Source organism: Polynucleobacter sp. MWH-Jannik1A5, assembly GCF_018881795.1.
Taxonomy (GTDB): domain Bacteria; phylum Pseudomonadota; class Gammaproteobacteria; order Burkholderiales; family Burkholderiaceae; genus Polynucleobacter.
The window spans coordinates 1,043,468-1,067,871 of the sequence record NZ_JACVPQ010000001.1 but is presented as its reverse complement, the minus strand read 5'-3'; the positions used below and the strand labels follow the sequence as shown (position 1 = coordinate 1,067,871).

Annotated in this window: 22 protein-coding genes and 2 pseudogenes; 11 read left to right on the top strand and 13 right to left on the bottom strand. The window is 46.5% G+C overall.

Annotated features, from left to right (window positions below; translation table 11 throughout):
• Window positions 1-33: 33 nt before the first annotated feature.
• From aroQ to ICN23_RS05395, 6 genes and pseudogenes are all read left to right on the top strand, one after another.
• Complete coding sequence (gene aroQ / locus ICN23_RS05415) at window positions 34-483, top strand: type II 3-dehydroquinate dehydratase (RefSeq protein ID WP_216231226.1); 450 nt, start codon at window positions 34-36, stop codon at window positions 481-483.
• 36 nt (window positions 484-519) lie between these two features.
• Window positions 520-984 carry an acetyl-CoA carboxylase biotin carboxyl carrier protein gene (gene accB, locus ICN23_RS05410; RefSeq protein ID WP_216231225.1) on the top strand — a complete coding sequence of 155 codons (465 nt, stop codon included), beginning with the start codon at window positions 520-522 and terminating at the stop codon, window positions 982-984.
• 51 nt (window positions 985-1,035) lie between these two features.
• Window positions 1,036-2,400, top strand: a complete 1,365-nt coding sequence (accC, locus tag ICN23_RS05405; RefSeq protein WP_216231224.1) for an acetyl-CoA carboxylase biotin carboxylase subunit — start codon at window positions 1,036-1,038, stop codon at window positions 2,398-2,400.
• A gap of 16 nt (window positions 2,401-2,416) precedes the next feature.
• Window positions 2,417-3,337 (top strand): annotated as a pseudogene (gene prmA / locus ICN23_RS10015) (50S ribosomal protein L11 methyltransferase); the annotation flags it as partial.
• A 93-nt stretch (window positions 3,338-3,430) separates the two neighbouring features.
• Window positions 3,431-3,946: a DUF3426 domain-containing protein gene (locus ICN23_RS10010; RefSeq protein WP_370624777.1), complete on the top strand. Its 516-nt coding sequence runs from the start codon at window positions 3,431-3,433 to the stop codon at window positions 3,944-3,946.
• 52 nt (window positions 3,947-3,998) lie between these two features.
• Window positions 3,999-4,958, top strand: a complete 960-nt coding sequence (locus ICN23_RS05395) for a carbohydrate kinase family protein (protein ID WP_216231222.1) — start codon at window positions 3,999-4,001, stop codon at window positions 4,956-4,958.
• 215 nt (window positions 4,959-5,173) lie between these two features.
• Here the strand turns inward: ICN23_RS05395 and ICN23_RS05390 are convergent, their stop codons facing one another.
• From ICN23_RS05390 to ICN23_RS05365, 5 genes are all read right to left on the bottom strand, one after another.
• Entirely contained in the window at window positions 5,174-5,488 is a 315-nt protein-coding gene (locus tag ICN23_RS05390) for a hypothetical protein (RefSeq protein WP_255532790.1), read from the bottom strand.
• 333 nt (window positions 5,489-5,821) lie between these two features.
• Window positions 5,822-7,006, bottom strand: coding sequence for a ribonucleotide-diphosphate reductase subunit beta (locus ICN23_RS05385; RefSeq protein ID WP_216231221.1), 1,185 nt, complete (start codon window positions 7,004-7,006; stop codon window positions 5,822-5,824).
• Window positions 7,007-7,050: 44 nt separating this feature from the next.
• Window positions 7,051-9,975: a ribonucleoside-diphosphate reductase subunit alpha gene (locus tag ICN23_RS05380; protein ID WP_370624776.1), complete on the bottom strand. Its 2,925-nt coding sequence runs from the start codon at window positions 9,973-9,975 to the stop codon at window positions 7,051-7,053.
• Window positions 9,976-10,305: 330 nt separating this feature from the next.
• Window positions 10,306-11,124 (bottom strand): 1,6-anhydro-N-acetylmuramyl-L-alanine amidase AmpD, encoded by an 819-nt coding sequence (gene ampD, locus ICN23_RS05370; protein WP_255532708.1) that lies wholly within the window; start codon window positions 11,122-11,124, stop codon window positions 10,306-10,308.
• 3 nt (window positions 11,125-11,127) lie between these two features.
• Entirely contained in the window at window positions 11,128-11,976 is an 849-nt protein-coding gene (locus ICN23_RS05365; RefSeq protein ID WP_216231219.1) for an inner membrane protein YpjD, read from the bottom strand.
• 20 nt (window positions 11,977-11,996) lie between these two features.
• Here ICN23_RS05365 and ffh point away from each other — a divergent pair, with 20 nt between their 5' ends.
• On the top strand, window positions 11,997-13,379 hold the full coding sequence (gene ffh, locus ICN23_RS05360) for a signal recognition particle protein (RefSeq protein ID WP_216231218.1): 1,383 nt from the start codon (window positions 11,997-11,999) through the stop codon (window positions 13,377-13,379).
• A 19-nt stretch (window positions 13,380-13,398) separates the two neighbouring features.
• Here ffh and ICN23_RS05355 read toward each other — a convergent pair whose 3' ends face one another.
• Complete coding sequence (locus ICN23_RS05355; protein WP_216231217.1) at window positions 13,399-15,141, bottom strand: proline--tRNA ligase; 1,743 nt, start codon at window positions 15,139-15,141, stop codon at window positions 13,399-13,401.
• 48 nt (window positions 15,142-15,189) lie between these two features.
• Here ICN23_RS05355 and ICN23_RS05350 point away from each other — a divergent pair, with 48 nt between their 5' ends.
• Window positions 15,190-15,789: an RNA pyrophosphohydrolase gene (locus ICN23_RS05350; protein ID WP_216231216.1), complete on the top strand. Its 600-nt coding sequence runs from the start codon at window positions 15,190-15,192 to the stop codon at window positions 15,787-15,789.
• Window positions 15,786-16,358, top strand: a complete 573-nt coding sequence (locus ICN23_RS05345) for a CNP1-like family protein (RefSeq protein WP_216231215.1) — start codon at window positions 15,786-15,788, stop codon at window positions 16,356-16,358. The genes ICN23_RS05350 and ICN23_RS05345 overlap by 4 nt, the downstream gene beginning before the upstream one ends.
• Here the strand turns inward: ICN23_RS05345 and proB are convergent.
• The 4 genes and pseudogenes from proB to rplU all read right to left on the bottom strand — a co-directional run.
• Window positions 16,358-17,137 (bottom strand): annotated as a pseudogene (gene proB / locus ICN23_RS05340) (glutamate 5-kinase); the annotation flags it as partial. The gene ICN23_RS05345 and the pseudogene proB overlap by 1 nt on opposite strands.
• Window positions 17,138-17,158: 21 nt before the next feature.
• On the bottom strand, window positions 17,159-18,247 hold the full coding sequence (gene obgE, locus ICN23_RS05335) for a GTPase ObgE (RefSeq protein ID WP_216231213.1): 1,089 nt from the start codon (window positions 18,245-18,247) through the stop codon (window positions 17,159-17,161).
• Window positions 18,248-18,334: 87 nt separating this feature from the next.
• Window positions 18,335-18,595, bottom strand: a complete 261-nt coding sequence (rpmA, locus tag ICN23_RS05330) for a 50S ribosomal protein L27 (protein ID WP_011902041.1) — start codon at window positions 18,593-18,595, stop codon at window positions 18,335-18,337.
• Window positions 18,596-18,613: 18 nt separating this feature from the next.
• Window positions 18,614-18,925 carry a 50S ribosomal protein L21 gene (gene rplU / locus ICN23_RS05325; protein ID WP_011902040.1) on the bottom strand — a complete coding sequence of 104 codons (312 nt, stop codon included), beginning with the start codon at window positions 18,923-18,925 and terminating at the stop codon, window positions 18,614-18,616.
• 75 nt (window positions 18,926-19,000) lie between these two features.
• Between rplU and ICN23_RS05320 the strand changes: the two genes are divergently transcribed.
• A complete protein-coding gene (locus ICN23_RS05320) occupies window positions 19,001-20,005 on the top strand; it encodes a polyprenyl synthetase family protein (RefSeq protein ID WP_216231212.1) in 1,005 nt (334 codons plus the stop codon).
• Here the strand turns inward: ICN23_RS05320 and ICN23_RS05315 are convergent.
• Window positions 20,002-20,937, bottom strand: a complete 936-nt coding sequence (locus ICN23_RS05315) for a reductase (RefSeq protein ID WP_216231211.1) — start codon at window positions 20,935-20,937, stop codon at window positions 20,002-20,004. The two genes, ICN23_RS05320 and ICN23_RS05315, sit on opposite strands and share 4 nt — an antisense overlap.
• A gap of 56 nt (window positions 20,938-20,993) precedes the next feature.
• Here ICN23_RS05315 and ICN23_RS05310 point away from each other — a divergent pair, with 56 nt between their 5' ends.
• Window positions 20,994-21,761, top strand: a complete 768-nt coding sequence (locus ICN23_RS05310) for a fumarylacetoacetate hydrolase family protein (RefSeq protein ID WP_216231210.1) — start codon at window positions 20,994-20,996, stop codon at window positions 21,759-21,761.
• A gap of 74 nt (window positions 21,762-21,835) precedes the next feature.
• Here ICN23_RS05310 and ICN23_RS05305 read toward each other — a convergent pair whose 3' ends face one another.
• Together ICN23_RS05305 and ICN23_RS05300 are read right to left on the bottom strand one after the other, a co-directional pair.
• Window positions 21,836-22,855 (bottom strand): 2-dehydropantoate 2-reductase, encoded by a 1,020-nt coding sequence (locus ICN23_RS05305; RefSeq protein ID WP_216231209.1) that lies wholly within the window; start codon window positions 22,853-22,855, stop codon window positions 21,836-21,838.
• 100 nt (window positions 22,856-22,955) lie between these two features.
• The gene (locus ICN23_RS05300; RefSeq protein WP_216231208.1) at window positions 22,956-24,371 is read right to left on the bottom strand and encodes a sodium:solute symporter family protein; all 1,416 of its coding nucleotides are present in this window, start codon (window positions 24,369-24,371) and stop codon (window positions 22,956-22,958) included.
• Between the last annotated feature and the right edge of the window lie 33 nt (window positions 24,372-24,404).

Sequence of the window (24,404 nt, the reverse complement as noted above, 5' to 3'; positions counted from 1 at the left end):
TTAACGCTTAACTGCCTCTAAAAACAGGGATCTATGTCGAAAAAAGCTTCAATTCTCGTAATTCAGGGCCCAAACCTAAACCTATTAGGCACCCGTGAACCCGATGTTTACGGCAAAACGACTCTGGAAGACATTCATCAAAGGCTGGGTGAACTAGCCAAAGCTCAGTCTATTGATTTGGACACCTATCAAAGCAATCATGAAGGTGAATTAATTGATCGCATTCAAAAGGCAAAAGTAGATGGTGTTGATTTCATCATCATTAACCCAGGTGCTTTTACCCACACTAGCGTTGCCCTTCGGGATGTTCTAGCCGGTGTAGCCATTCCATTTATTGAAATTCATTTATCCAATATTCACCAGCGCGAAGAATTCCGCAAGCACTCCTACTTGTCTGATATTGCGACGGGAGTTATTTGTGGGCTTGGCGCAATTGGCTATGAATTAGCACTCCAAGCAGCTATTACACGTCTAAAGAAGTAAATCTATTTAAAGAATTACAAGAGAGGAAGCACTCGTATGGATCTGAGAAAACTAAAAACCTTGATCGACTTAGTCTCTGAATCAGGTATTTCTGAGTTAGAAGTAAATGAAGGTGAAGATCGCGTTCGCATCGTCAACGCCGGATCTCCAGCTCCTGCTGGCCAAATGGTTTATGCCAATCCGGCGCCAGCACCATCTCTTCAGGCTGCCCCAGTTCCTAATTCTCCTGCCCCAGTAGCGGCTGTTGAAGCTCCCGCTACTGAAACTGGTTTTGTTGCGAAGTCCCCAATGGTGGGCACTTTCTATCGAGCACCAAATCCAGAGTCTCCAAACTTCGTCAGCATTGGCGATACCGTCAAAGTAGGTCAAACCCTTTGCATTATTGAAGCAATGAAGTTGCTCAATGAAATTGAGTCTGAAAAAGCAGGTGTGATCAAAGAAATTCTGTGTGAAAACGGTCAAGGTGTTGAATTTGACCAACCTCTTTTCATCATCGCCTAATAGATCAACTTAGATCTATTCCAATTCACCGTTACTTAACTCAGAGCCGACATGTTCGATAAGATTCTGATTGCCAATCGGGGAGAAATTGCTCTCCGCATCCAACGCGCATGCCGCGAGTTGGGAATTAAAACTGTGGTGGTGTATTCAACCGCAGATAAAGAAGCCAAGTATGTGAGGCTCGCTGATGAAGCGGTGTGCATTGGACCAGCGCCGTCTCCGCTAAGCTATCTCAATATGCCAGCGATTATTTCTGCAGCAGAAGTAACTGATGCAGAAGCAATCCATCCTGGGTATGGCTTCCTTTCCGAAAACGCAGACTTTGCTGAACGCGTTGAGAAATCTGGCTTTGCCTTTATCGGGCCTACGGCAGCATCTATTCGTTTAATGGGTGACAAGGTTTCTGCTAAACGCGCCATGATTAAAGCGGGTGTGCCTTGCGTTCCCGGATCTGAAGGTGCTCTTCCTGATAATCCAAAAGAGATCGTTGCAGCAGCAAAAAAAGTAGGCTACCCAGTCATTATTAAAGCGGCTGGTGGTGGTGGTGGACGCGGTATGCGCGTGGTTCACACAGAAGCGCACTTAATCAATGCGGTGAATATGACTCGCGAAGAAGCTGGTCGCGCCTTTGGCAACCCAGAAGTCTATATGGAGAAGTTTTTAGAAAAACCTCGACACGTAGAGATTCAAATTCTGGCTGATACCCATGGCAACGCGATTTGGCTGGGTGAACGCGATTGCTCCATGCAGCGTCGTCACCAAAAAGTGATTGAGGAAGCTCCGGCACCCGGCATTGATCGCCGTCTAATCGCCAAAATTGGCGAGCGTTGTGCAGAAGCTTGTCGCAAGATTGGCTACCGCGGCGCAGGCACATTCGAATTCCTTTATGAAAATGGTGAGTTCTTCTTCATTGAGATGAATACCCGTGTTCAAGTAGAGCACCCGGTTACTGAAATGATTACGGGCGTGGACATTGTTCAAGAGCAGATTCGTATTACTGCTGGCCTAAAACTCAGTTATCGCCAGAAAGATATCGTTTTCCGTGGACATGCCATTGAGTGCCGCTTAAATGCTGAAGATCCATTCAAATTCACTCCAAGCCCAGGCAAGATTGGTTCATTCCATATGCCGGGCGGTCCTGGCATTCGCGTCGACTCACATGCTTATAGCGGTTATGTAGTGCCATCCAATTACGACTCTATGATTGGCAAACTCATTTCTTACGGCAATACTCGCGAGCAAGCCATTCGTCGTATGCAAATTGCTTTGTCCGAAATGGTGATTGATGGAATTACAACCAACGTGCCACTTCATCGTGAACTGATGCTTGATCCCAACTTCATTGAAGGCGGTACCAGCATTCATTACTTGGAGCATCGCTTAGAAGAGCAAGCTGCAAGTCGCGGTAAATCCTAATTAATGCAGGCGCCCGATGTCTTATCGTGAGCTGGTATTCACGGTAGCAGCTGAAATCGCAGAACCTCTGGGTGATGCGCTTTTGGAATTGGGCGCCCTATCAGTCACTGTTGAAGACGACGCCGCTGGCGGATACGATGAAAACCCTCTCTATGGAGAGCCGGGACTTTCTCCAGAAGTACAAGCCTGGGATCGATCCGCTGTAACCGCTCTCTTTAATCCCGATATTGATGCATCGGGTTCCGCAGAGTTTATTCCTGAGTTGCTGGAATCCCTTAAAGAGGCCGGCTTCCAGTTAGCGCCTCCTCAAGAAAAGACGGTTGAAGAACAAGATTGGGTCAGACTTACGCAAAGTCAATTTGCCCCCATTCAGATTGGTGAACGCATTTGGGTAGTACCTTCATGGCACGATGCGCCAAGTGATCCGAATGCGATTTGTCTTGCTGTTGATCCTGGACTTGCCTTTGGTACAGGCAGTCATCCCACTACGCATTTATGCCTACTTTGGCTTGAACAACAAGGTAATTTACAAAACCAAAGCCTCTTGGATTACGGCTGTGGCTCAGGAATTTTGGCAATTGCTGCGGCAAAGCTGGGTTGCAATCCCGTCGTCGGTACTGATATCGACCCCCAAGCCATGGTTGCAGCCCGTAGCAATGCAGAAATCAATAACACCACCATTCGCTTTGTTCTGCCAAACGAAGGTGCGGTTGAACTCGCCGCTGAGACCAAATACGACATCGTGATGGCTAATATTTTGGCCAACCCACTGCAAGTGCTTGCACCTGCACTGGTAAATAAGATGAAATTAGGCGGACGCATTGTTTTATCGGGAGTGCTTGCCCGCCAAGCTGAAGAGGTCATTGCCACATATAGTCAATGGCTCAAACTCTCAGTCTGGAAAGAGAGCGAAGGTTGGGTTTGCTTGCATGGCACCCTAAACAAAGATAAACAGAGCGGTACAGATACTGCTTTTGTTGCACCTGCTCAAAAAAAAAGTTTTAAGTTAGCTCTTTACGCTGTTTTCTTGGTGCTCTTACTTGTTTTTGGAGAGCATTTATCGAGAAATGCATTACTTCCTGCAGTCGCACCACGCGTGGATGGAACATCTCATGCGATTTCTGTAAACGCATTTCAAGTTTTACAGCGTATTGATGCAAAACTTTGTAGCGCACTAGGATGTCTAGATCGCGCTGTAAGCGATTTTGCTGCCTGGAAAATAACTTCAGCTGCACTTTCACCAGAAAACGTGCGAGAAGGCCTTAAAAGCCCCGCAAATCAATCTCTATTGCAAGTTGAAATACAAAATCGTCTTGCGATTGCTGTTTTACCGCCAAATTTAGAAATTACTCTGACAGATGCAGAAGAATCTGAAATCAAATCACTGCAATTTTCTCCGCAAGAGTGGATTCCTCAAACTTGGCAAGACACGCATCCAGACGTTTTGAAAAAAGGTATTCCTTCAGGTGAGCTATTACAGATTGAATTACCAATCAACTTGCCACCCAATGCTGCAGGCTATCGCGTGCGGGTGCTTTACCCTTAAATCCATTGATTAACATCACCTTTACCTCCTATTTCTATAAAGAAAGTAATTTATGGCTAGCTTGATCTGTGGCTCTATTGCCTACGACACCATCATGAACTTTGAAGGCAAATTTGCCGATCAGATTCTGCCTGAGCAAATTCACATCCTGAACGTAGCCTTCCTGGTTCCGACAATGCGTCGAGAGTTTGGTGGTTGTGCTGGCAATATTGCCTACAACCTTAACCTTTTGGGTGGCGACCCCATCATCATGGCGACCGTTGGAGGAGATGCCGCCCCCTACATGACACGTCTTGAACAGCTTCAAATTGATGCCAGCCATATTCGCCAGATCCAGAATGCTTTTACCGCACAAGCAATGATCACAACCGATCAGGCCAATAATCAGATTACAGCTTTTCATCCAGGAGCAATGGGCGAGTCACACCTCAACCAAGTATCAGCCGTGATAGCTGAGCGCAGTAAGAACGCTAAAGGTGAGGCTAAATTAGGAATTGTTGCTCCCGATGGTCGCCAAGGTATGTGGGAGCATTGCCATCAGTTGGCTAATGCCAATATTCCATTTATTTTTGATCCAGGCCAAGGCTTGCCAATGTTTAATGGTCCAGAGCTCCTAGAGCTCGTTGACATCGCGAGCTATCTTGCCGTAAACGACTATGAAGGGGAAATGCTTTCTCAAAGAACGGGTTTAAGTTTGGCAAAAGTAGCTGAACGCGTTAAAGCGCTCATCGTTACCAAGGGTGCTGAAGGTGCTGACATCTACTTTGAAGGCAAATGCATTGCCATTCCACCTGTACCAGCAGCGAAAGTGGTTGATCCAACTGGTTGCGGTGACGCATTCCGGGGTGGTTTACTGTTTGGACTGGAAAATGGCATGGATTGGGAAACTACCGGTCGCCTAGCCAGTCTCATGGGTTCAATCAAAATTACCCACCAAGGACCACAAAATCACCAACTCAGCAAAGATCAGATCGCCGAGCAATTTAAAACGGCTTTTGGCTTCAGCTTCTAAACACCTCTCCGACTCCAGTCCGAGTCATCCAAATTTAGGAAATAAAAAAAGGGGTCTCGTGAGAGACCCCTTCTAGTAACACCCGTCCAATTAAGGACGTGTGCCAGTTGGGAAGGGCCAAGCAGCGGCAGGATTCAACGCACTAGTCGCTGGTGCAGCTTTCTTAGCCGCGGGCTTTTTTACAGCAGAGCCCGCTTTCTTCGCAGCAGGCTTACTTACTTTTTTTTTGCTACGCGCTTTTTAGCAACCTTTTTTGCAGCTTTTTTAGCAGCAGGCTTTTTAGCCGCAGCTTTTTTCTTAGCAGCAGGACGCTTTTTAGCTACTTTTTTAGCAGCTGGCTTTTTAGCCGCAGCTTTTTTAGCAGCAGGACGCTTTTTAGCTACTTTTTTAGCAGCAGGCTTCTTAGCAGCTACTTTTTTCTTAGCAGCAGGCTTCTTTTTAGCTACTTTTTTAGCAGCAGGCTTCTTAGCAGCTACTTTTTTCTTAGCAGCTGGTTTCTTTGCAGCAGGTTTTTTCTTGGCAGTTGCCATAGTATTGCTCCTTCACGTGAGGATTAGTACAAACTACATTAAGAAGACCCGACCACTCATTTCCGCCTGGTTTTGCAACCTCTTGGATCTGACGAGCGAGCCATTCATCGGCGCGCGGCTTGATGCTAAGTGCTGCACGCTAATGAATCCTGGAAAAAAAGCCGTGGCCCCGAAGGACAACGGCTTCTTAAATGTGCTGGAAAAAATAGAGAGAATAGCCCAGGCACCCTTGAGCAAGGGTTTTCGGATTTGAGTCTGGTTTTGCTGACTTCTAAAACTATCCAACCGTCTAATCTCCTATTTAGCCAGTTATGCGCTTCATTACTTACCCAACTACTCCCAACTAAGCGCACCACCGGTTTGATACTCAATAACGCGTGTCTCAAAAAAGTTTCGTTCTTTTTTCAGATCAATCATTTCTGACATCCATGGAAATGGATTCTCTTCATTTGGGAACATCGCGTCAAGTCCTATTTGCAAACATCTGCGATTACAAATGTATCTTAGGTACCCTTTGAACATCGGAGCGTTCAATCCGAGCACTCCGCGAGGCATCGTATCTTCGGCATAACGGTACTCTAATTCGACCGCTTTTTCGAAGATCGATTTGATCTCGTCTTTGAACGCGGAAGTCCATAACTGCGGGTTCTCCAGCTTGATTTGGTTAATCAAATCGATACCAAAATTGCAGTGCATAGACTCATCGCGAAGGATGTATTGATACTGCTCAGCAGCACCCGTCATTTTGTTTTGACGACCCATTGCAAGTATTTGCGTAAAACCAACATAAAAGAACAAACCTTCCATCACACAAGCAAAAACAATTAGTGATCGGAGCAAAGTTTGGTCAGCTTCAAGCGTGCCAGTCTTGAAATTTGGGTTAGTAAGCACATCAATATAAGGAATCAAGAACTCATCTTTGGCACGAATTGACTCAATCTCGTTGTACGCATTAAAGATTTCAGACTGATCTAAGCCCAAAGATTCCACAATATATTGGTACGCGTGGGTATGAATTGCCTCTTCAAAAGCCTGGCGCAATAGGTATTGACGGCATTCTGGGGCAGTAATGTGGCGATAAGTACCCAAAACAATGTTGTTTGCAGCCAAAGAATCAGCAGTCGTAAAGAAACCAAGGTTGCGCTTAATAATGCGACGCTCATCTTCGGTCAGACCATTTGGATCTTTCCAAAGCGCAATATCGCGATTCATATTGATCTCTTGTGGCATCCAGTGGTTTGCACAACCTGCCAAATACTTCTCCCAAGCCCATTTGTACTTAAATGGAACTAACTGATTTACGTCAGTCTTAGCATTAATCACGCGCTTATCAGCAGCATTTACACGCAAGGCTGCGCCGCCAGATACATTAGCGGCCGCTACTGGCGCAGGTGCTGCAGCTTGTGGTGCCATTGCCACTTGATCTGGCTGTGGACGTTGTGGCTCCACTGCAACCGGCTGCGGTGCAAGACCAGCTTTCGCTAGTGCTGGAGCAACTTCCTCTTCCCAATTCAACATAACTTTCTCCTGATTCTTCTATTTATGGCCAATAAGCGAATGGCTTATTGGCATGCTTCACATTCTTCGAAACCAGCGTCGCCTGGGCGCATTGTGCAAACTGGGCCATCAGCTTCGACTCCACCAGCAGCGCCCGCAGCAGTAGCATCAGTACCATTTACACCGCCGCCACTAGAAACTGAGTTCAGCTGGCCACTAGCAACAGTTGATTTCTCAACGTGGGTTGCTGCCATAGTGCGGAGGTAATAAGTAGTCTTCAAGCCACGCAACCAAGCCAACTTATAGGTGTCGTCCAGTTTCTTACCAGAAGCGCCGCCCATGTAAATATTGAGTGATTGAGCTTGATCGATCCACTTTTGACGGCGGGAAGCAGCTTCAACCAACCAAGTTGGCTCAACTTCAAACGCTGTTGCATATAAATCGCGTAAATCCTGAGGAATACGATCGATCTTAGACAAAGTGCCATCAAAGTACTTCAAATCGGCAATCATGACTTCATCCCAGAGGCCGCGATCCTTCAAATCACGCACCAAGTACTCGTTAACCACTGTGAATTCCCCGGAAAGGTTGGATTTCACAAACAAGTTCTGGAATGTAGGCTCAATACAAGCGGAAACACCAATGATGTTTGAAATCGTTGCAGTTGGCGCAATTGCCACGCAATTCGAGTTACGCATACCGTGTTGCTTAATACGTGCACGCAAACCACTCCAGTCCATAGTGGAGGAGTTGTCTACTTCTACGTAGCCGCCGCGCTCAGCTGCCAACATTGCTACTGAATCCTGCGGGAGGATGCCGCGATCCCATAAGGAGCCTTTGTAGGTACTGTAAACGCCACGTTCTTCAGCCAACTCATTGGATGCTTGATAAGCGTAGTAGCAAACCGCTTCCATAGAAGAATCTGCAAACTTCACAGCCTCATCGCTAGCGTAAGGAATGCGCTGCATATGCAAGCAATCCTGGAAGCCCATGATGCCCATACCAACTGGACGGTGCTTTAAGTTTGAGTTACGAGCCTTAGCAACTGCGTAGTAGTTGATATCAATCACGTTATCCAGCATACGCATTGCAGTGCGCACGGTTCTTTGGAGCTTCTCGTGATCCAAAATCATCTTGCCATTGGCATCGGTAGTCATATGAGCAGTTAAGTTCACAGAACCCAAGTTACAAACCGCAATCTCAGTCTCGTTGGTATTGAGGGTGATCTCAGTACAGAGGTTAGAAGAGTGCACCACACCAATATGCTGCTGTGGGCTACGGATGTTGCAAGGGTCTTTGAAAGTGATCCATGGGTGGCCAGTTTCAAACAACATGCCAAGCATCTTGCGCCACAATTGCTGCGCCGGAATACGGCGGAATGGCTTCAATTCGCCACGGTCAGCTTTTTGCTCATAAGCAACATAAGCTTCTTCAAAGGCTCTACCAAATTTGTCATGCAAGTCAGGGGTATTGGATGGTGAGAATAATGTCCAATCGCCACCCTCCATCACGCGCTTCATGAACAAGTCTGGAATCCAGTTAGAAGTGTTCATGTCATGTGTACGACGACGATCATCGCCGGTGTTCTTGCGCAACTCCAAGAATTCTTCAATATCTAAGTGCCATGTTTCCAAGTAGGCGCAAACCGCGCCCTTACGCTTACCACCTTGGTTAACAGCAACAGCAGTGTCATTCACCACTTTCAAGAATGGCACGACACCTTGTGACTTACCGTTAGTGCCTTTGATGTGACTACCCAATGCACGAACATTGGTCCAGTCGTTACCCAAGCCGCCAGCAAATTTAGATAACAAAGCATTTTCTTTCAATGCTTCGTAGATGCCATCAAGGTCATCATCCACAGTCGTCAAGTAGCAGCTTGAGAGCTGTGGACGGGTTGTGGCTGAATTGAACAATGTTGGCGTGCTGGACATGAAATCAAAAGTAGAGAGGATTTCATAGAACTCGATAGCACGACGTTCACGATCCATCTCATTCAAAGCCAAGCCCATTGCAACACGCATAAAGAATGCCTGTGGCATTTCAATACGACGCTCTTCAATATGCAAGAAATAGCGGTCATACAAAGTTTGCAAACCGAGGTAATTGAACTGCAAGTCACGACTCGCATTCAAGGCTGCAGCCAAGCGTGGCAAGTCGAACTCACGCATACGTGGGTCCAATAACTCCGCAGAAATACCTTCGTTGATGTACTTAGCGAAATAGGTGCTGTACTCAGCTTGAGTATCACCTTGTAATACTTCCTTGCCAAAAATTTCTTTACGAATCACGTGCATCAAGATGCGCGCTGTTACTTGGCTATACGCAGGATCTTTTTCAATCAAAGTACGTGAAGCCAAAATCGCAGAGTCATACACCTGCGCCATTGGCACGCCATCGTACAAATTCTTAATGGTTTCAGTAATGATTGGGGTGGCATCAATATGCGTGCCTAACCCCTCACAGGCAGCTTCGATGACGGTACGCAAAGCAGCCATATCCAGCCACTTCTCAACACCGTTATCAGTCACTTTAATACCGGACTCACCAGCCTGATTAGCTGTTTGTGCTTCTTGCGAAACTTCTTGCTGAGCAGCACGTTCTTGGTTGCGCTTTTCACGATAAAGAACATACGCGCGAGCAACGTTGTGCTCTCCGCTACGCATCAAAGCCAATTCAACTTGATCTTGAATATCTTCAATGTGGAAAGTGCCGCCATTTGGACGACTACGCAACAATGCACGCACAACAGAGTGAGTCAATTGCTCTACTTGTTCACGCACACGTGCAGAAGCGGCGCCCTGGCCGCCATTAACTGCTAAAAACGCCTTAGTTACAGCAATGGCAATTTTGGATGGTTCAAACGCAACAACTGATCCGTTGCGGCGAATAATTTTGTAATCAGACAATTGGGTTGCCTGAGTACCACCAACACCACCGGCAACAAAACCGGCAGAAGGAGCTTGGTTAATAGCTCCTGCAGGACTCATTCCTGGATTATTAGCACCAGTTGGTTGGCCTGCTGTTTGTGGATTAGCGTATGTCATGTTGCTCCTGCGTCTATATATAGTTATTTGGACAAAATATCGTTAAAAAACAATGGGGTATTGCTGGATTCAAACACTACATCTAGTGTCTTGAAGTGCATTAGGCACTAAGTATAGGGAAATATTTAGTATTTGGTAAGCTATTTATTACAAATATTTACTAGTACTTTTACTAAGTTTTCCCCTAATTTTGGGGTCATTTTGGTGCGGATTTTTTTGCCCTTTTTAGACAAAGGCTGTAAAAGTAAGCGTACGCTCACATACAAAAAAAGCTTACCGAGGGTCCAGCCCGTATGGCAGTTTTTTGGCGGAAATTCCTGTCTCTTTTTGGAACTTTTTCCAATCAAAAAATATTCCAGGATCTGTTTTTCGCTCGGGGGCGATGTCGCTATGTCCAGCAAATTGCAAATCAGGATAAGTACTTGTCAATTTCTGAATAAGGTTGGCCAATACTTGATATTGAGTGGGCTCAAATGGCGTATCACCATCGCCCTCTAATTCAATACCAATAGAGAAGTCATTGCATTTTTCCCTGCCCAGAAATTCAGAGGCCCCGGCATGCCATGCCTTTTTTTGAGTGGGCACAAACTGTACCAAAGCTCCAGAGCGTGTAATCAAAAAATGACTGGAGACCTTTTGAGCAGCAATCTCCGCAAAATAGGCATGTTCATTTGGGTTTAGCTTGTTTTGAAAAAAATCCACGATGTACTTACTGGATTCTCGCTGCCTGAATTCCCCGGGCGGAAGGCTAATGTGATGAATCACCGCTAAGTCGGGCTGAATATTTTCAGGCCTGACATCTTGGTTGGGTGAAATACGCCACTGCGCATCACCAATCCAACCTTCTGAATCCAACTCATGAAAATGATCTTTCGAACAATAAAAACGTCCGTCATGACTAATTGCCTCTGATTGTGGAAGATGTACTTTGCAATACTGGCACTGCACCATAGCCTCAGGACCAACAGCCTTCTCAGCCTTATTTTTATTGGGTTTTGGAGGATTTTCTGCATTGCGCTTAGCCTGCTTTTTACCTTTAATCCAAAGATAAACAAGGCCAGCGCCTGCAAATAATAAAAGCCACTTAAACAAGAATTATGTTCTCTGCAAAATAACTTCAAGCACAAAGCGACTGCCTACATAAGCAAGCAGTAAAGCCGTATAAGCACTTAATACCCAGCGAATGGCTGCTCTGCCGCGCAAGCCCACTCGCCAGCGAGCCAGCAGTAAGCCAGCAAATAAAAACCACGATATCAAAGCAAAAATAGTTTTGTGATCAAACACTAGTGGCTTACCAAACAGCGTTTGAGAAAAGAGTAAACCGGAGAAGACTGTCAAACTCAATAATGCAAAACCAACGTAGAGCAAGTTAAACAGGAGGCTTTCCATGGTCATTAGTGGTGGAAGGTCTTCGAGCCAATGCGCAAAACGGCTATTAGGAATAATGGCTAGCTGACGATGTAAAGCGCGGTCTTGCACACTCATGAGCATGGCGTGCATGGCCGCCAAACTTAATAGACCCACTGCGACTGTTGCCACAACAAAATGGCCTTTAAACCAGGGATCCGAAACAGCCTTAGGCGATATCAAAACACCGGGAAATAAGTGAGGAAGAAATGCGCAAACAAGCGCAAACATTAAGGCCATCCAACGCAAACTTGAAATAGGCAAAAACCAAGATTGGAACCAGTAAAAAGCTAGGCCAACCCAAGCAATCAAAGACAAATCTTGCGCAAAACCAAATACGAAGCCTTGAGGGGTGAATACGGAGTCATGCAGTTGCACCCCATGAATCACCAAAATCACAAAAATAGCGGCCTGCACAAGGGCGCTTGAGAGCCGAGACTCCACGCCGCTCTTGGCTTTGAAGCTCAAAACAAGCAAAAGCGCTAAATAAAGTGCGGAAGGGAGCCAACCGGAACTTGAGTAACCTAAAATATCCATCTGGAAAGTCTAATCGATAAATGCTAGAAAACCTCACCGACCGCCTATCTCGCGTTGTTAAAACAATGCGGGGTCAAGCCCGCCTCACTGAAGCCAATACCGCAGAAATGCTGCGGGAAATCCGTTTAGCCTTATTAGAGGCTGACGTAGCACTGCCTGTAGTGAAGTCTTTGCTGGAACAAATTAAATTTAAAGCCCTTGGCGAGGAAGTGGTTGGCAGCCTGAGTCCTGGTCAAGCATTGGTTGGCGTAGTCCAACGCGAGCTAGCCCAAGTAATGAGGGGCGATACCAATCAAAGCGGCGAACTCAATTTAGCAACCCAGCCACCTGCAGTGATATTGATGGCGGGTTTACAAGGCGCGGGTAAAACCACCTCCGTCGGGAAACTGGCAAAGTGGTTGCAAGAGAAAAAGAAGAAGAAAGTTCTCACGGTTTCTTGTGACGTCTATCGTCCAGCAGCGATTGAGCAATTAGAAACCGTTACCAAACAAGTTGGTGCTGAGTTTTTCCCAAGCAACATTAGTCAAAAACCAAATGACATCGCGCTTGCCGCACTTGACTGGGCAAGGCGCCATTATTTCGACGTAGTGCTGGTGGATACCGCAGGTCGCCTTGGTATTGATGAAGCGCTGATGCAAGAAATCAAAACCTTGCATGCCAGCCTCAACCCAATTGAAACCTTATTCGTGGTAGATGCAATGCTCGGTCAAGATGCGGTCAATACTGCCAAGGCCTTCCACGAAGCGCTGCCATTAACCGGTGTGATTCTCACGAAGTTAGATGGCGACTCTCGTGGCGGCGCAGCACTCTCCGTTCGCCAAGTAACCGGTGTACCGCTCAAATTTATTGGTGTCGCCGAAAAGATGGATGGCCTAGAGGCGTTTGATGCAGAACGCATGGCTAACCGCATCTTGGGTATGGGCGATATTCTGGCCCTGGTCGAGCAAGCTCAACAGCACGTTGATGTTGCTAAAGCAGAAAAATTAGCCAGCAAGATTTCTAAGGGTGGTTTTGATCTTGAAGACTTCCGCGATCAGTTAATGCAAATGCAAAAGATGGGTGGCATGGCCAGCCTGATGGATAAATTGCCAAGTCAGATGGCACAAGCCGCCTCTAAAACTAATTTAAGTAATGCCGATAAACAAACCACGCGCATGCGTGGAATTATTGACAGCATGACCCCTCAAGAACGCAGAAAGCCAGAACTGCTCAAAGCCAGTCGCAAACGTCGTATTGCTGCAGGCTCCGGTGTGGAAGTTCAAGAAATTAATCGCCTGCTTGCTCAGTTTGAGCAAATGCAAACCATGATGAAGCAATTTAAAGGTGGAAAAATGGCGCGCACCATGGCAAGCATGGCTGCAAAAGGAGCCGCCAAGGGTATTGGCGGACTCTTCAAAAAATAATTAAATCCGAAAATAAAACTTAAGAGATAGATTGTTTGGCTGCTTGAACTGCGGCAATCACTTTATCTTTAATTTGCGCTAATGGAATATTTTGAGACTCAGCGTCAGTGCGTCCTTTGAATTCCACTTGAGCATCTGCCAAACCACGATCACCAACCACTACTCGGAATGGTGCCCCGATTAACTCCCAGTCTGCAAACATCGCCCCTGGACGCTCATTGCGGTCATCTAGAATGACATCGACACCTGCTGCCAATAGCTCGTCATGCAATTGGTCGCATGCAGCCTTCACCGCTTCTGACTTTTCGTAACCCATTGGGCAGATGACCACCTCAAATGGTGCCATTGAGATAGGCCAGATAATGCCCTTTTCATCATGTCCTTGCTCGATAGCGGCACCAAGCAAGCGCGTTACACCAATACCATAGCAACCCATCACCATGGGCTGAGCTTTACCTTGCTGATCTAAGTAGGTGCATCCCATCGCTTCTGAATAGCGTGTGCCCAATTGGAATACGTGACCCACTTCAATGCCGCGGCATATATCAACAACACCTTTGCCATCTGGAGAAGGATCACCAATGACGGCATTACGAATATCCAATACCAAAGGCTCCGGCAAATCGCGACCCCAATTGACACCAGTTAAATGATGCCCGGCATCATTTGCGCCACAAACAAAATCTGCCATATTGGCAACGGTGCGATCAGCAACTACGGTCACATCAGCACTCACTCCAACGGGGCCTAAGTAACCTGCAGGCGCATTACAAGCTTGCTTGATTTCTGCTTCGGTAGCAAAACGAGATTCGGCCATGCCAGGAATCTTGCTAGCCTTTACCTCATTGAGCTCGTGATCTCCGCGCACCAATAACAGAAAGAGTTTTGCGGGGCCACTTTCTTGATCTGCAGCAAACAATAATGATTTAACGGTAGACTCAATCGGAATATTTAAGAACTTTGCTACATCGGCACAGTTTGTTTTATCCGGTGTTGGCACCTTACTCATTGCCGCAGATGCTGCAGCACGACTAGCGATCAACGCTAATGATTCTGCCGCTTCCAAGTTCGCGGCGTAGCCTGAATCAGGGCAATAGACAATCGCATCCTCACCAGTATCGGCAATCACATGGAACTCTTGACTACCGGATCCGCCAATCGCGCCATTATCTGCAGTTACTGCGCGGAACTGTAAACCCATACGTTTGAAGATGCGGGTGTATGCATCAAACATGATTTGATAAGACTTTTTTAAGCCTTCAGTATCGCGATCAAATGAGTAAGCATCTTTCATGCTGAACTCACGACCACGCATGATGCCAAAACGAGGGCGACGCTCATCACGGAACTTGGTTTGAATTTGATAGAAGTTCACTGGCAGCTGTTTATAACTCTTAATCTCATTTCGAGCCAAATCAGTAATCACCTCTTCAGAGGTTGGCTGAATTAAGAAATCACGATCGTGGCGATCTTTGATGCGCAGCAACTCTGGGCCCATCTTTTCCCAGCGACCCGTCTCTTGCCATAATTCAGCTGGCTGAATCATTGGCATTAGCAATTCGATGGCGCCAGCACGGTTCATTTCTTCGCGAATGATGTTTTCCACCTTGCGAATCACTTTCAAACCCAAAGGCAAATAGTTGTAGACGCCAGCGCTTAACTTGCGAATTAAACCTGCTCGCACCATGAGTTTGTGCGAAACCACCTCAGCATCAGAGGGGGCTTCTTTGAGCGTGGCAAGAAATGATTGTGAGGCTTTCATGTATGGATATAATCAAATCATTGATTTTAAAGGATTTGAGGCACGATCATGCTTGACCGTGAAGGGTATCGCCCGAATGTCGGCATTGTCCTCCTCAACAGCCGTAACGAGGTTTTCTGGGGAAAACGCGTTGGGCAGCATTCGTGGCAGTTCCCGCAGGGCGGGATTCAGCATGGTGAAAGCCCTGAACAGGCTATGTACCGCGAATTGCACGAGGAGGTGGGCTTACTGCCGGAACATGTCCAGATTATTGGACGGACCAGGGATTGGCTTCGTTACGACGTCCCTGAGGAATATTTGCGCCGCCAAAACTCCACCCGCGTTCATAGAGCCGCTTATCGTGGTCAAAAACAAATTTGGTTTCTCTTGCGTTTAGTAGGTCTAGATAGCGATATTCAATTACGCGCATCAGAACACCCCGAGTTTGATGCATGGCGTTGGGTACCATTCTGGATTCAACTTGATGCAGTCATTGGCTTTAAGCGCGAAGTCTATCAACTAGCATTATCAGAATTGGCGCGTTATCTTTCTCGGGGTATGCGCATGCAGCAACTAGCCTGGGGCACGCCGTTAGATATCTTCCAGTCTTTATATGCCGACAATGAAGATCAACCTAAATCTTCAGAAAAATCAGACAAACAAAAATGAAAAAGCTATTTTCCAGACTGGCTGTGTACCTGCAATGCCTCATCTTAGCCGTGGGTTTAGCAGCCTGCGCTGGAGATCCACTACAAAGTGGCTTGGATCCTTTTGCGCCCATGGTGTTTAAAGAGGGCACAACAACCATGCCACTGAATCCACCGAACCCAAAAACCCTGTTGCCGTTTTATGTCTCCCAACGCACCATTTTCAAGTTTGCAGTAGATACGGATTCCATATTGATTGGTGCGGATGGTATTACACGCTACATCGTAGTGATTACCAATCCAAGTGGTGGTCAGCAGACCCAGTACGAAGGTATTCGTTGCGATTCATATCAGTGGCGCCTTTATGGCACCTTTGAAAGTAGTGGTTGGAAAGAAAATCCTCTGAGCAGCTGGCAAAAAATTCATAGCGATATTCCAAATCGCTATCAGGCCGCTTTAGCTCAAGGCGCTTTTTGCGACTTCAATAATCAAGAAAAAAATATTAAGACAATCTTGAATTCTCTCAACCCAAATGGATTTACTGGCGGCACAAAACCCAGCAATTCAATGGGTCAAATCATTGGTTATTAACGCGCGTTAAGACGGGTTCCAATCTTCTCGCCTTTGACTAGGCGAGTCAGTACATTAGGCTCACGTCCAGAAGCAATGATGGTGGCTGCTCCAGTTTTGACCGCGATCTTGGCAGCCAGGACCTTGGTCAACATGCCGCCCTTACTCAATTCGCTAGCAGCTCCACCAGCCATTTTTTCTAAGGCAGGATCACCAGCAACAGCATCCGTCAATAATGTGGCGTTAGGATTTTGACGTGGATCAGCGGTAAAAAGACCGCCCTGGTCAGTCAAAATAATCAAAAGATCTGCATGAATTAAATTCGTTACTAATGCCGCAAGGCTATCGTTGTCACCAAATTTAATTTCATCAGTTACTACTGTGTCATTCTCATTAATAATCGGAACGACACCCAATTTCAGAAGAGTATCTAAGGTGCCCCTAGCATTTGCGTTTCGTTCAGCATCTGCCAAGTCTGCATTAGTCAGGAGAATCTGAGCGCTACGCAAATTAAATCGCGCAAAACAACTTTCATATACCTGTACCAAACCCATTTGGCCAACTGCGGCAGCTGCTTGTAATTGGTGGATTTCTTGTGGGCGCTTAGTCCAGCCTAAGCGTTGCATTCCTTCAGCAATAGCGCCAGAGCTCACCATCAATACTTCGTGGCCATCCTTTAGCAGACCAGCCATTTGCTCAGCCCACATAGCAATCGCAGCATGATCTAAGCCCTCACCATTATTGGTGACGAGACTAGAGCCTACTTTGACAACAATTCGTTGGGATTTTTTAGCATTCATAACAAAGAACAAATGAAATATTTAATCTGGTTTTTTATCTTCTAACTGATCTTTATAGCGAGGATCTTGCGCACGCTCATCAGCATCATCACGATCACGGCGTACGGAATCCAAATAATCCTGCAAAGAGTAACAAAGCTTATCGCAACCCATGCCAGTCAAAGCGGAAATCTCAAAAACAGGACCTTTCCACTTAAACTTTTTCACAAAGTCTGCAACAACCTTTTTGCGATCCTCTTCCGGAATCATATCGACCTTGTTGAGCACCAACCAACGTGGCTTCTCAACTAAAGCTTCATCGTACTTACGTAACTCATTCACAATCGCTACAGCATCTGCTACTGGATCAACATTCGCATCAAATGGAGCAATGTCCACTAAATGTAAAAGCACACCAGTGCGCTGCAAGTGCCTTAAGAAACGATGGCCAAGGCCAGCACCCTCTGCGGCACCCTCAATTAATCCAGGAATATCGGCAATCACAAAGCTTCGTTCGGCACCCACACGCACCACACCCAGGTTTGGATGCAAAGTGGTAAATGGATAATCGGCAATTTTTGGACGCGCATTTGAAACTGCAGTAATCAATGTTGACTTACCGGCATTAGGCATGCCCAATAAACCAACGTCGGCTAACACCTTAAGCTCTAGCTTCAGCTTACGGCGCTCGCCAGGTTTGCCGTTCGTCTTTTGACGTGGCGCTCTGTTCGTGCTGCTCTTAAAGTGAATATTGCCCCAACCACCAACTCCACCTTGCGCCAAGCAAAGGCGCTCGCCGTGAGTTGTTAAGTCAGCAATGGGTTCACCTGTTTCGTAATCAGAAATAATGGTACCAACTGGCATACGCAGTTCAATATCATCTCCAGCACGACCATAACAATCGGCACCACGGCCAGGCTCACCATTTTTTGCAGTGTGCGTTTTTGCGTAGCGGTAATCAATCAAAGTGTTGATATTGCGATCGGCAGTTGCCCACACGCTACCACCCTTACCGCCATCTCCACCGTCAGGACCGCCAAATTCAATGAACTTTTCACGGCGCATAGAGGCGCTTCCGGCACCGCCTTGCCCGGCAATCACTTCGATACGTGCTTCGTCTATAAATTTCATGAATAAAAAAGGCCTCGCTTAGCGAGGCCTGTTCCTAAGAGTTAAATTCGGAATAAATCTGAATCAAACGTGTCTCAGTCAGGCGCCTTATGAACGAGGCAAGACTGAAACTTGGGCCTTCTTCAAAGCACCCTTAACGCCGAATTCCACTTGACCGTCAATTAAGGCGAACAAAGTGTGATCTTTACCAATACCAACGTTAGCACCCGGATGAACACGTGTGCCACGCTGACGAATGATGATGCTGCCAGCATTAATGTGCTCGCCGCCAAATACCTTAACGCCTAAGCGTTTCGATTCTGAGTCGCGACCATTTCGTGTTGAGCCGCCGCCTTTTTTCTGTGCCATATCTTTCTCCTACCTGAATTAGGCTTTAATCGTGTTGATCAAAATTTCAGTGAAATTCTGACGATGGCCTTGGTGCTTTTGATAATGCTTGCGACGGCGCATCTTAAAGATTGTCACTTTATCGTGACGTCCTTGGGAGACGACAGTGGCCATCACAGCTGCACCATTAACCAATGGATCACCTAATTTCAGTGAAGCGCCTTCGCCAACGGCGAGGACTTGGTCAAGAGTGATTTCGCTGCCGATTTCCGCTGGTATCTGTTCTATTTTCAATTTTTCGCCTGCAGCAACTTTATACTGTTTGCCACCGGTTTTTATGACCGCGTACATGGTTTGAAACCTCAATTAATATCTACATTTAAGCTAATCCACCCTGGACCAGCTAAGCCCATTATTATATCTTGCATGCCCAGCACTGTCAAAATCAATGACTTAAGCCAAATCCTGGCCCCAATTGCCTTAGATTTCAAGGCCTTAGATGAGGTTATTCGTCAGCGTTTAGCCTCAAAAGTGGCCTTAATTGACCAGATTTCGACCTATATCATCCAGGCCGGCGGTAAACGAGTCCGACCTGCCCTCCTGATGCTGGTAGCCAAGGCCCTGGCTAATGGTAAAGAAACGCCCCACATTCTAGAAATGTCGGCCGTTGTGGAATTTATCCACACAGCCACCCTCCTTCATGATGATGTCGTGGATGAATCCACCCTCAGAAGAGGTCGCGAAACCGCCAACGCCGCTTTTGGTAATGCGGCCAGTGTTTTGGTGGGGGATTTCTTATATTCACGAGCTTTCCAAATGATGGTGAGCCCAAATGATTTAAGAGTGATGCAAATCCTGTCTGATGCAACTAATACGATTGCTGAAGGCGAAGTTCTGCAACTCCTCAACATGAACGACCCGGAAGTAGATGAAGCCAGCTATTTGCAAGTCATTCGTTATAAAACAGCCAAACTATTTGAAGCCTCTACTGAGTTAGGCGCTATTTTGGCCAATGCCACCGATGTGCAACGCGAACAAGCTGCTGCATTTGGGCGTCACATTGGCACTGCTTTTCAGTTAATGGATGATTTACTAGACTACACCGCCAATGCTGCACAGATGGGGAAAAATGCGGGTGATGATTTACGTGAGGGCAAGCCTACGCTGCCTCTCATCTACTTGCTAGAAAATGGCAGCCACGAAGAGCAACTTTTAGTACGCGCAGCGATTGAGCAAAATCAAGACTTACCGGATGATGTTTTTACACAAATACTCGCTGCCGTCCAAAACTCGGGTGCACTCGATTACACGCAAGCTGCAGCTAAACGTGAAGCTGATCTAGCTCAGTCATACCTCAGAGACTTCCCTGTAAATGAAGCCAGTAAAGCGCTAGAAGCTCTGTGCGCTTACTCACTTACAAGACAAACTTAAGTTCCTAGACTACTGACTCTGAGCTCACGCGCAGTAATCCGGACCTGCTCGGCCTCTTCACGTAATCGCACAATTTCTTGCGAAGACAATTTATCTAGATTGGAATAATCCAATTTCCAAGATGGGTCAGCTGACCATATCAACGGCGATTGAACTGTTGTGCGCGGCGCGGGAGCTGATTCCAAAAGACGTAGTGCTAATTGAAAATTGAAATCCTGCGAAACAATATCATTCGGTTTAGCAGCTGCGTTACCTAATGGAAAATCGCTAAACAACAATCGCGGCACCCCGCAATACTCAACAATATCTTTTGCTGCAGCCATCACTACCGTTGAAATTCCAGCAGCCTCTAAATAGCGCGCTAATAAACTTTGGCTCTGATGACAGATTGGGCAATTCGGGATCAATACTGCGACATCAACCCCATCCGCCTGAAGCATTTCTAAAACACGAGGAGCATCAATTTCCAATGTGTGGCGCTGACTCCGATTGGTAGGTAAGCCATAAAAATTCGGCGAGATTGCCTTCACCCCTCCAGCAGTAACTACTCTCTTAGCAGCTTCGAGCGGAAACCAACAATTAACATCCTCCATATTCGCGTTTTTGCGATCAATTCCCACATGGGCGATACGCAAATCAATTTTTTTCTCAATCGCTTGCTGGTATGGCTGATAAAACTTAGCTGCAGCGTTGTAAGGCGCGCCCTGACCCTGTGGACCCTTATCCGAGTCATATGGGACGGCCGTTGTAATGAGTCCCAACACTGATTGAGCCAACGGTTTTTTTAGGGGGCTAAAGGGAACATCAATATAGTGCGCCCAAACATAAGGGTTCTCGTAACCCAAACCCAAGTAATAACTGCGGGTGCGCTCCATGTAACGAACCGGTTGATCCTGTTCTGGTGCAAAAGTAAGCTCAGAAGTCCTAGACATCAATTCATCCCTGTAAGATATTGCATATCAAATATTTAACTTCATAGGAACTTATTATGGCTCAGTGGCTTAGATTTCAGCATCAAGGAAAAAGTGGTTTGGGACAGGTGCAGGGCGACCAAATCGCCGTGTATGAAGGGGATTTATTCAACGGCCCCAAGGCGACCGGTGAAACCATCAAATTATCCGATGTCACTATCGATATCCCATGCACCCCTTCAAAAATGGTTGCCATGGTGGATAACTTTCATGCTCTGGTCACCAAGCTTGAGCATGCTGTTCCAGCTGAGCCCCTCTACTTTCTTAAAGGCAACAACTCTTTCTTGGCAGCAAACCAAGTGATTCGTACGCCGAAGTCCTACACAGGAAAAGTAGTTTACGAAGGCGAGCTTGGCATTGTTATTGGCAAGCGCTGTCATGAGGTGGATGAAGCAGAAGCTGCAAAAGCGATCTTTGGATACACCTGCATCAATGATGTAACTGCTATTGAAATTCTCAATCGCGACCCTGGTTATGCGCAGTGGACTCGTGCAAAAAGCTTTAATACCTTTGGTGTGTTTGGCCCCTATATCACCACTGATGTTGACCCAAGCAAACTAAGCATCAAGACGATCCTCAATGATCAAGAGCGTCAAAACTATCCTATCGCCGACATGATTTTCCAACCCGCGAAATTAGTTAGCCTGATCTCGCAAGACGTTCCACTCGAAGCGGGCGACATCATTGCTTGCGGAACTTCGGTTGGCGTTGGCTCAATGAAGCCCGGTAGCAATGTCAGCATCATCATTGATGGCGTAGGACAACTCGATAATCGCTTCGAATAATTGAGGTGCACATAAAACAAAAACCCTTGCTATGTTCAGTAGCAAGGGTTTTTTATTTGCGAAAGCTTTGCTTTTTAGTAACCCGATACTGAAGGTAACGCTAAGCTGCCTTTAGAAGCTTGGACATTTTCATCTAGATACTTCGTCAAAGCAAAAACGGTATTCAAGCAAGGGGTTGGAGTTTGTGTGATCTTGCCAAGCTCAATAACTGAACCCAACAATGCATCAATCTCCAAGCTACGGCCAGCCTCTAAGTCTTGCAACATGGAGGTTTTGTGCTTGCCAACTTTTTCAGCGCCTGCGATACGACGCTCAATATCAACACGGAAAGTAACGCCCAACTTCTCAGCAATGGTCTGTGCTTCTGCCATCATGTTGCGCGCTAACTCTTTGGTTAATGGGTATTGGCAGATACCTTCCAAGGTGCCATGAGTCAGTGAGCTAATTGGGTTGAAAGTCATATTGCCCCAAAGCTTGAGCCAGATCTCAGAACGAATATCGTCCAAGATAGGTGACTTAAATCCAGCTGCGCCCATCATCTCAGACATCTTCTGAATGCGCTCTGTAGTCTTGCCATCCAGCTCGCCCAATGGGAAGCGGTTGCCTTCCACGTGACGAATCACGCCAGGCGCTTGTGTAAAGGTTGCCGGATACACTACGCAACCAATAATGTTGTTTGGATTAATCGCATTCTTAGCAACGCCACCAGCATCCACCGTTTCCACGGAGTGGTCTTGATACTCGCCACCCAGCTTTTGGAAATACCACCAGGGAATACCGTTTTGCATCGGAATCAAAATGGTTTCCGGCCCCATGATCGCAGCCAAGTCATCAATGATCGGCTCCACTTGATGCGCCTTCACTGCCAGAATGACTACATCTGGAGTTTCAGCATCGCGAATTTTTTCAACAGCTTTTACTTGGGCAACCAAAGGCTCTGGTTGGTCATCCATAATGAGAGCAAGGCCACGCTCTTTAATCGCCGCTAAAGTTGCGCCACGAGCAACAACAGTGACATCGTTGCCTGCTCGCGCCAACATGACAGCCAGGTAACCGCCAATAGCGCCACCCCCACCGATCACACAGATTTTCATAGGAACTCCATAAGAACTAAAAATTTTCAATTACTGACATTTTAATTGGCTTTTTGCGCTGCAGCAATTATGGTTGCCTATTTTTTAAGCAACTATTGTCCTAAATCGCCTTTAATTGATCTCTGGGTACCAAGCTACCTAAAAGCATGCCTGCAATACTGGCCATGAGACCGGCCAATTGTGGCGGCATGATGGCATCCGGCGCCAAAGTTTCGCAGCTGATCCAGACCGTAAGACCCCCAACTACCGCCAACAATCCCCCTAAAGAATTCGCTCTTGACCAATACACGCCAAAAGCCAAAGGAACAAATGCGGCTACTAAAGTCACCTTGTATGCGTTCTCGACCATCTTGAAAATAGATAGGTTTGAATTAATGGCAAAAAATGTTACGACCACAGCAAAACAAAGAACGGTAATTCGCATCACCTTCAATAAATCCTGGTCGGATAAATGCTTGAAAAAACCGCGCACAATGTTTTCAGCAAAGGTGACTGAGGGCGCCAATAAAGTTGCACTCGCACAACTCTTGATGGCCGATAAGAGGGCGCCAAAGAACATGACCTGCGCAATGAGTGGCGCATGATTCAGAATCAGTTTCGGTAAGATCATTTGTGGATCGGTATTTAAATATTGCTTCACCAAATCCGGACTAATCAAGATTGCTGAGTAAGCCAAGTACATCGGCACAAAAGCAAATATGAAATACAGTACACCACCCAGTAAAGCAGCCTGAACGGCAATATTGACATTCTTAGATGAGGTAATCCGCTGGAATACGTCTTGTTGCGGAATAGAGCCCAACATCATGGTGCACAAAGCAGCAACAAAACCCAAGATGGATGCCAAATTCATATCCGGCCAGAAGTTACTGAATTGACCAGCTGCGGCAGCATGCTCAATGACCACACCAATACCACCAGTCTGTGATGTCATTTCACCGCCGATATAGAGCATGCCAATGACGATGATGATCATTTGAATAAAGTCCGTAATGGCAACTGACCACATCCCACCAAATAAGGTGTAAATCAAAACGCTACCCGCACCAATCAACATGCCACCCGTCTGAGAAATGCTGCCCTCAGAAACGACGTTAAATACGAGGCCCAAGGCTTTAATTTGTGCAGCCACCCAACCTAAATAAGAAACCACAATGCAGAGGGTCACTAAAACCTCCACCGTACGGCCATACTTTTCACGAAAGAAATCACCAATGGTCAGCATGCGACGGTTATACAAATGTCGTGCAAAAAAGAGGCCAACCAAAATTAGACATAGGGATGATCCGAATGGATCAGAAACTACGCCTCCTAAACCCTCTTTTAGAAAAGTAGCGGGAATGCCTAAAACAGTTTCAGATCCAAACCAGGTAGCAAATACTGTAGCGGTGACAATCGGCAACGGCAGACTATGTCCAGCCGCAGCAAAGTCAGCGGTATTTTTGACTCGCAGGGCAGCCCACAAACCAATTCCTACCGAGACAACCCAGTAAATAATGACGAACCAAATTAGCACGCCTATATGCTCCTTCTGAAATTTGATGAAATT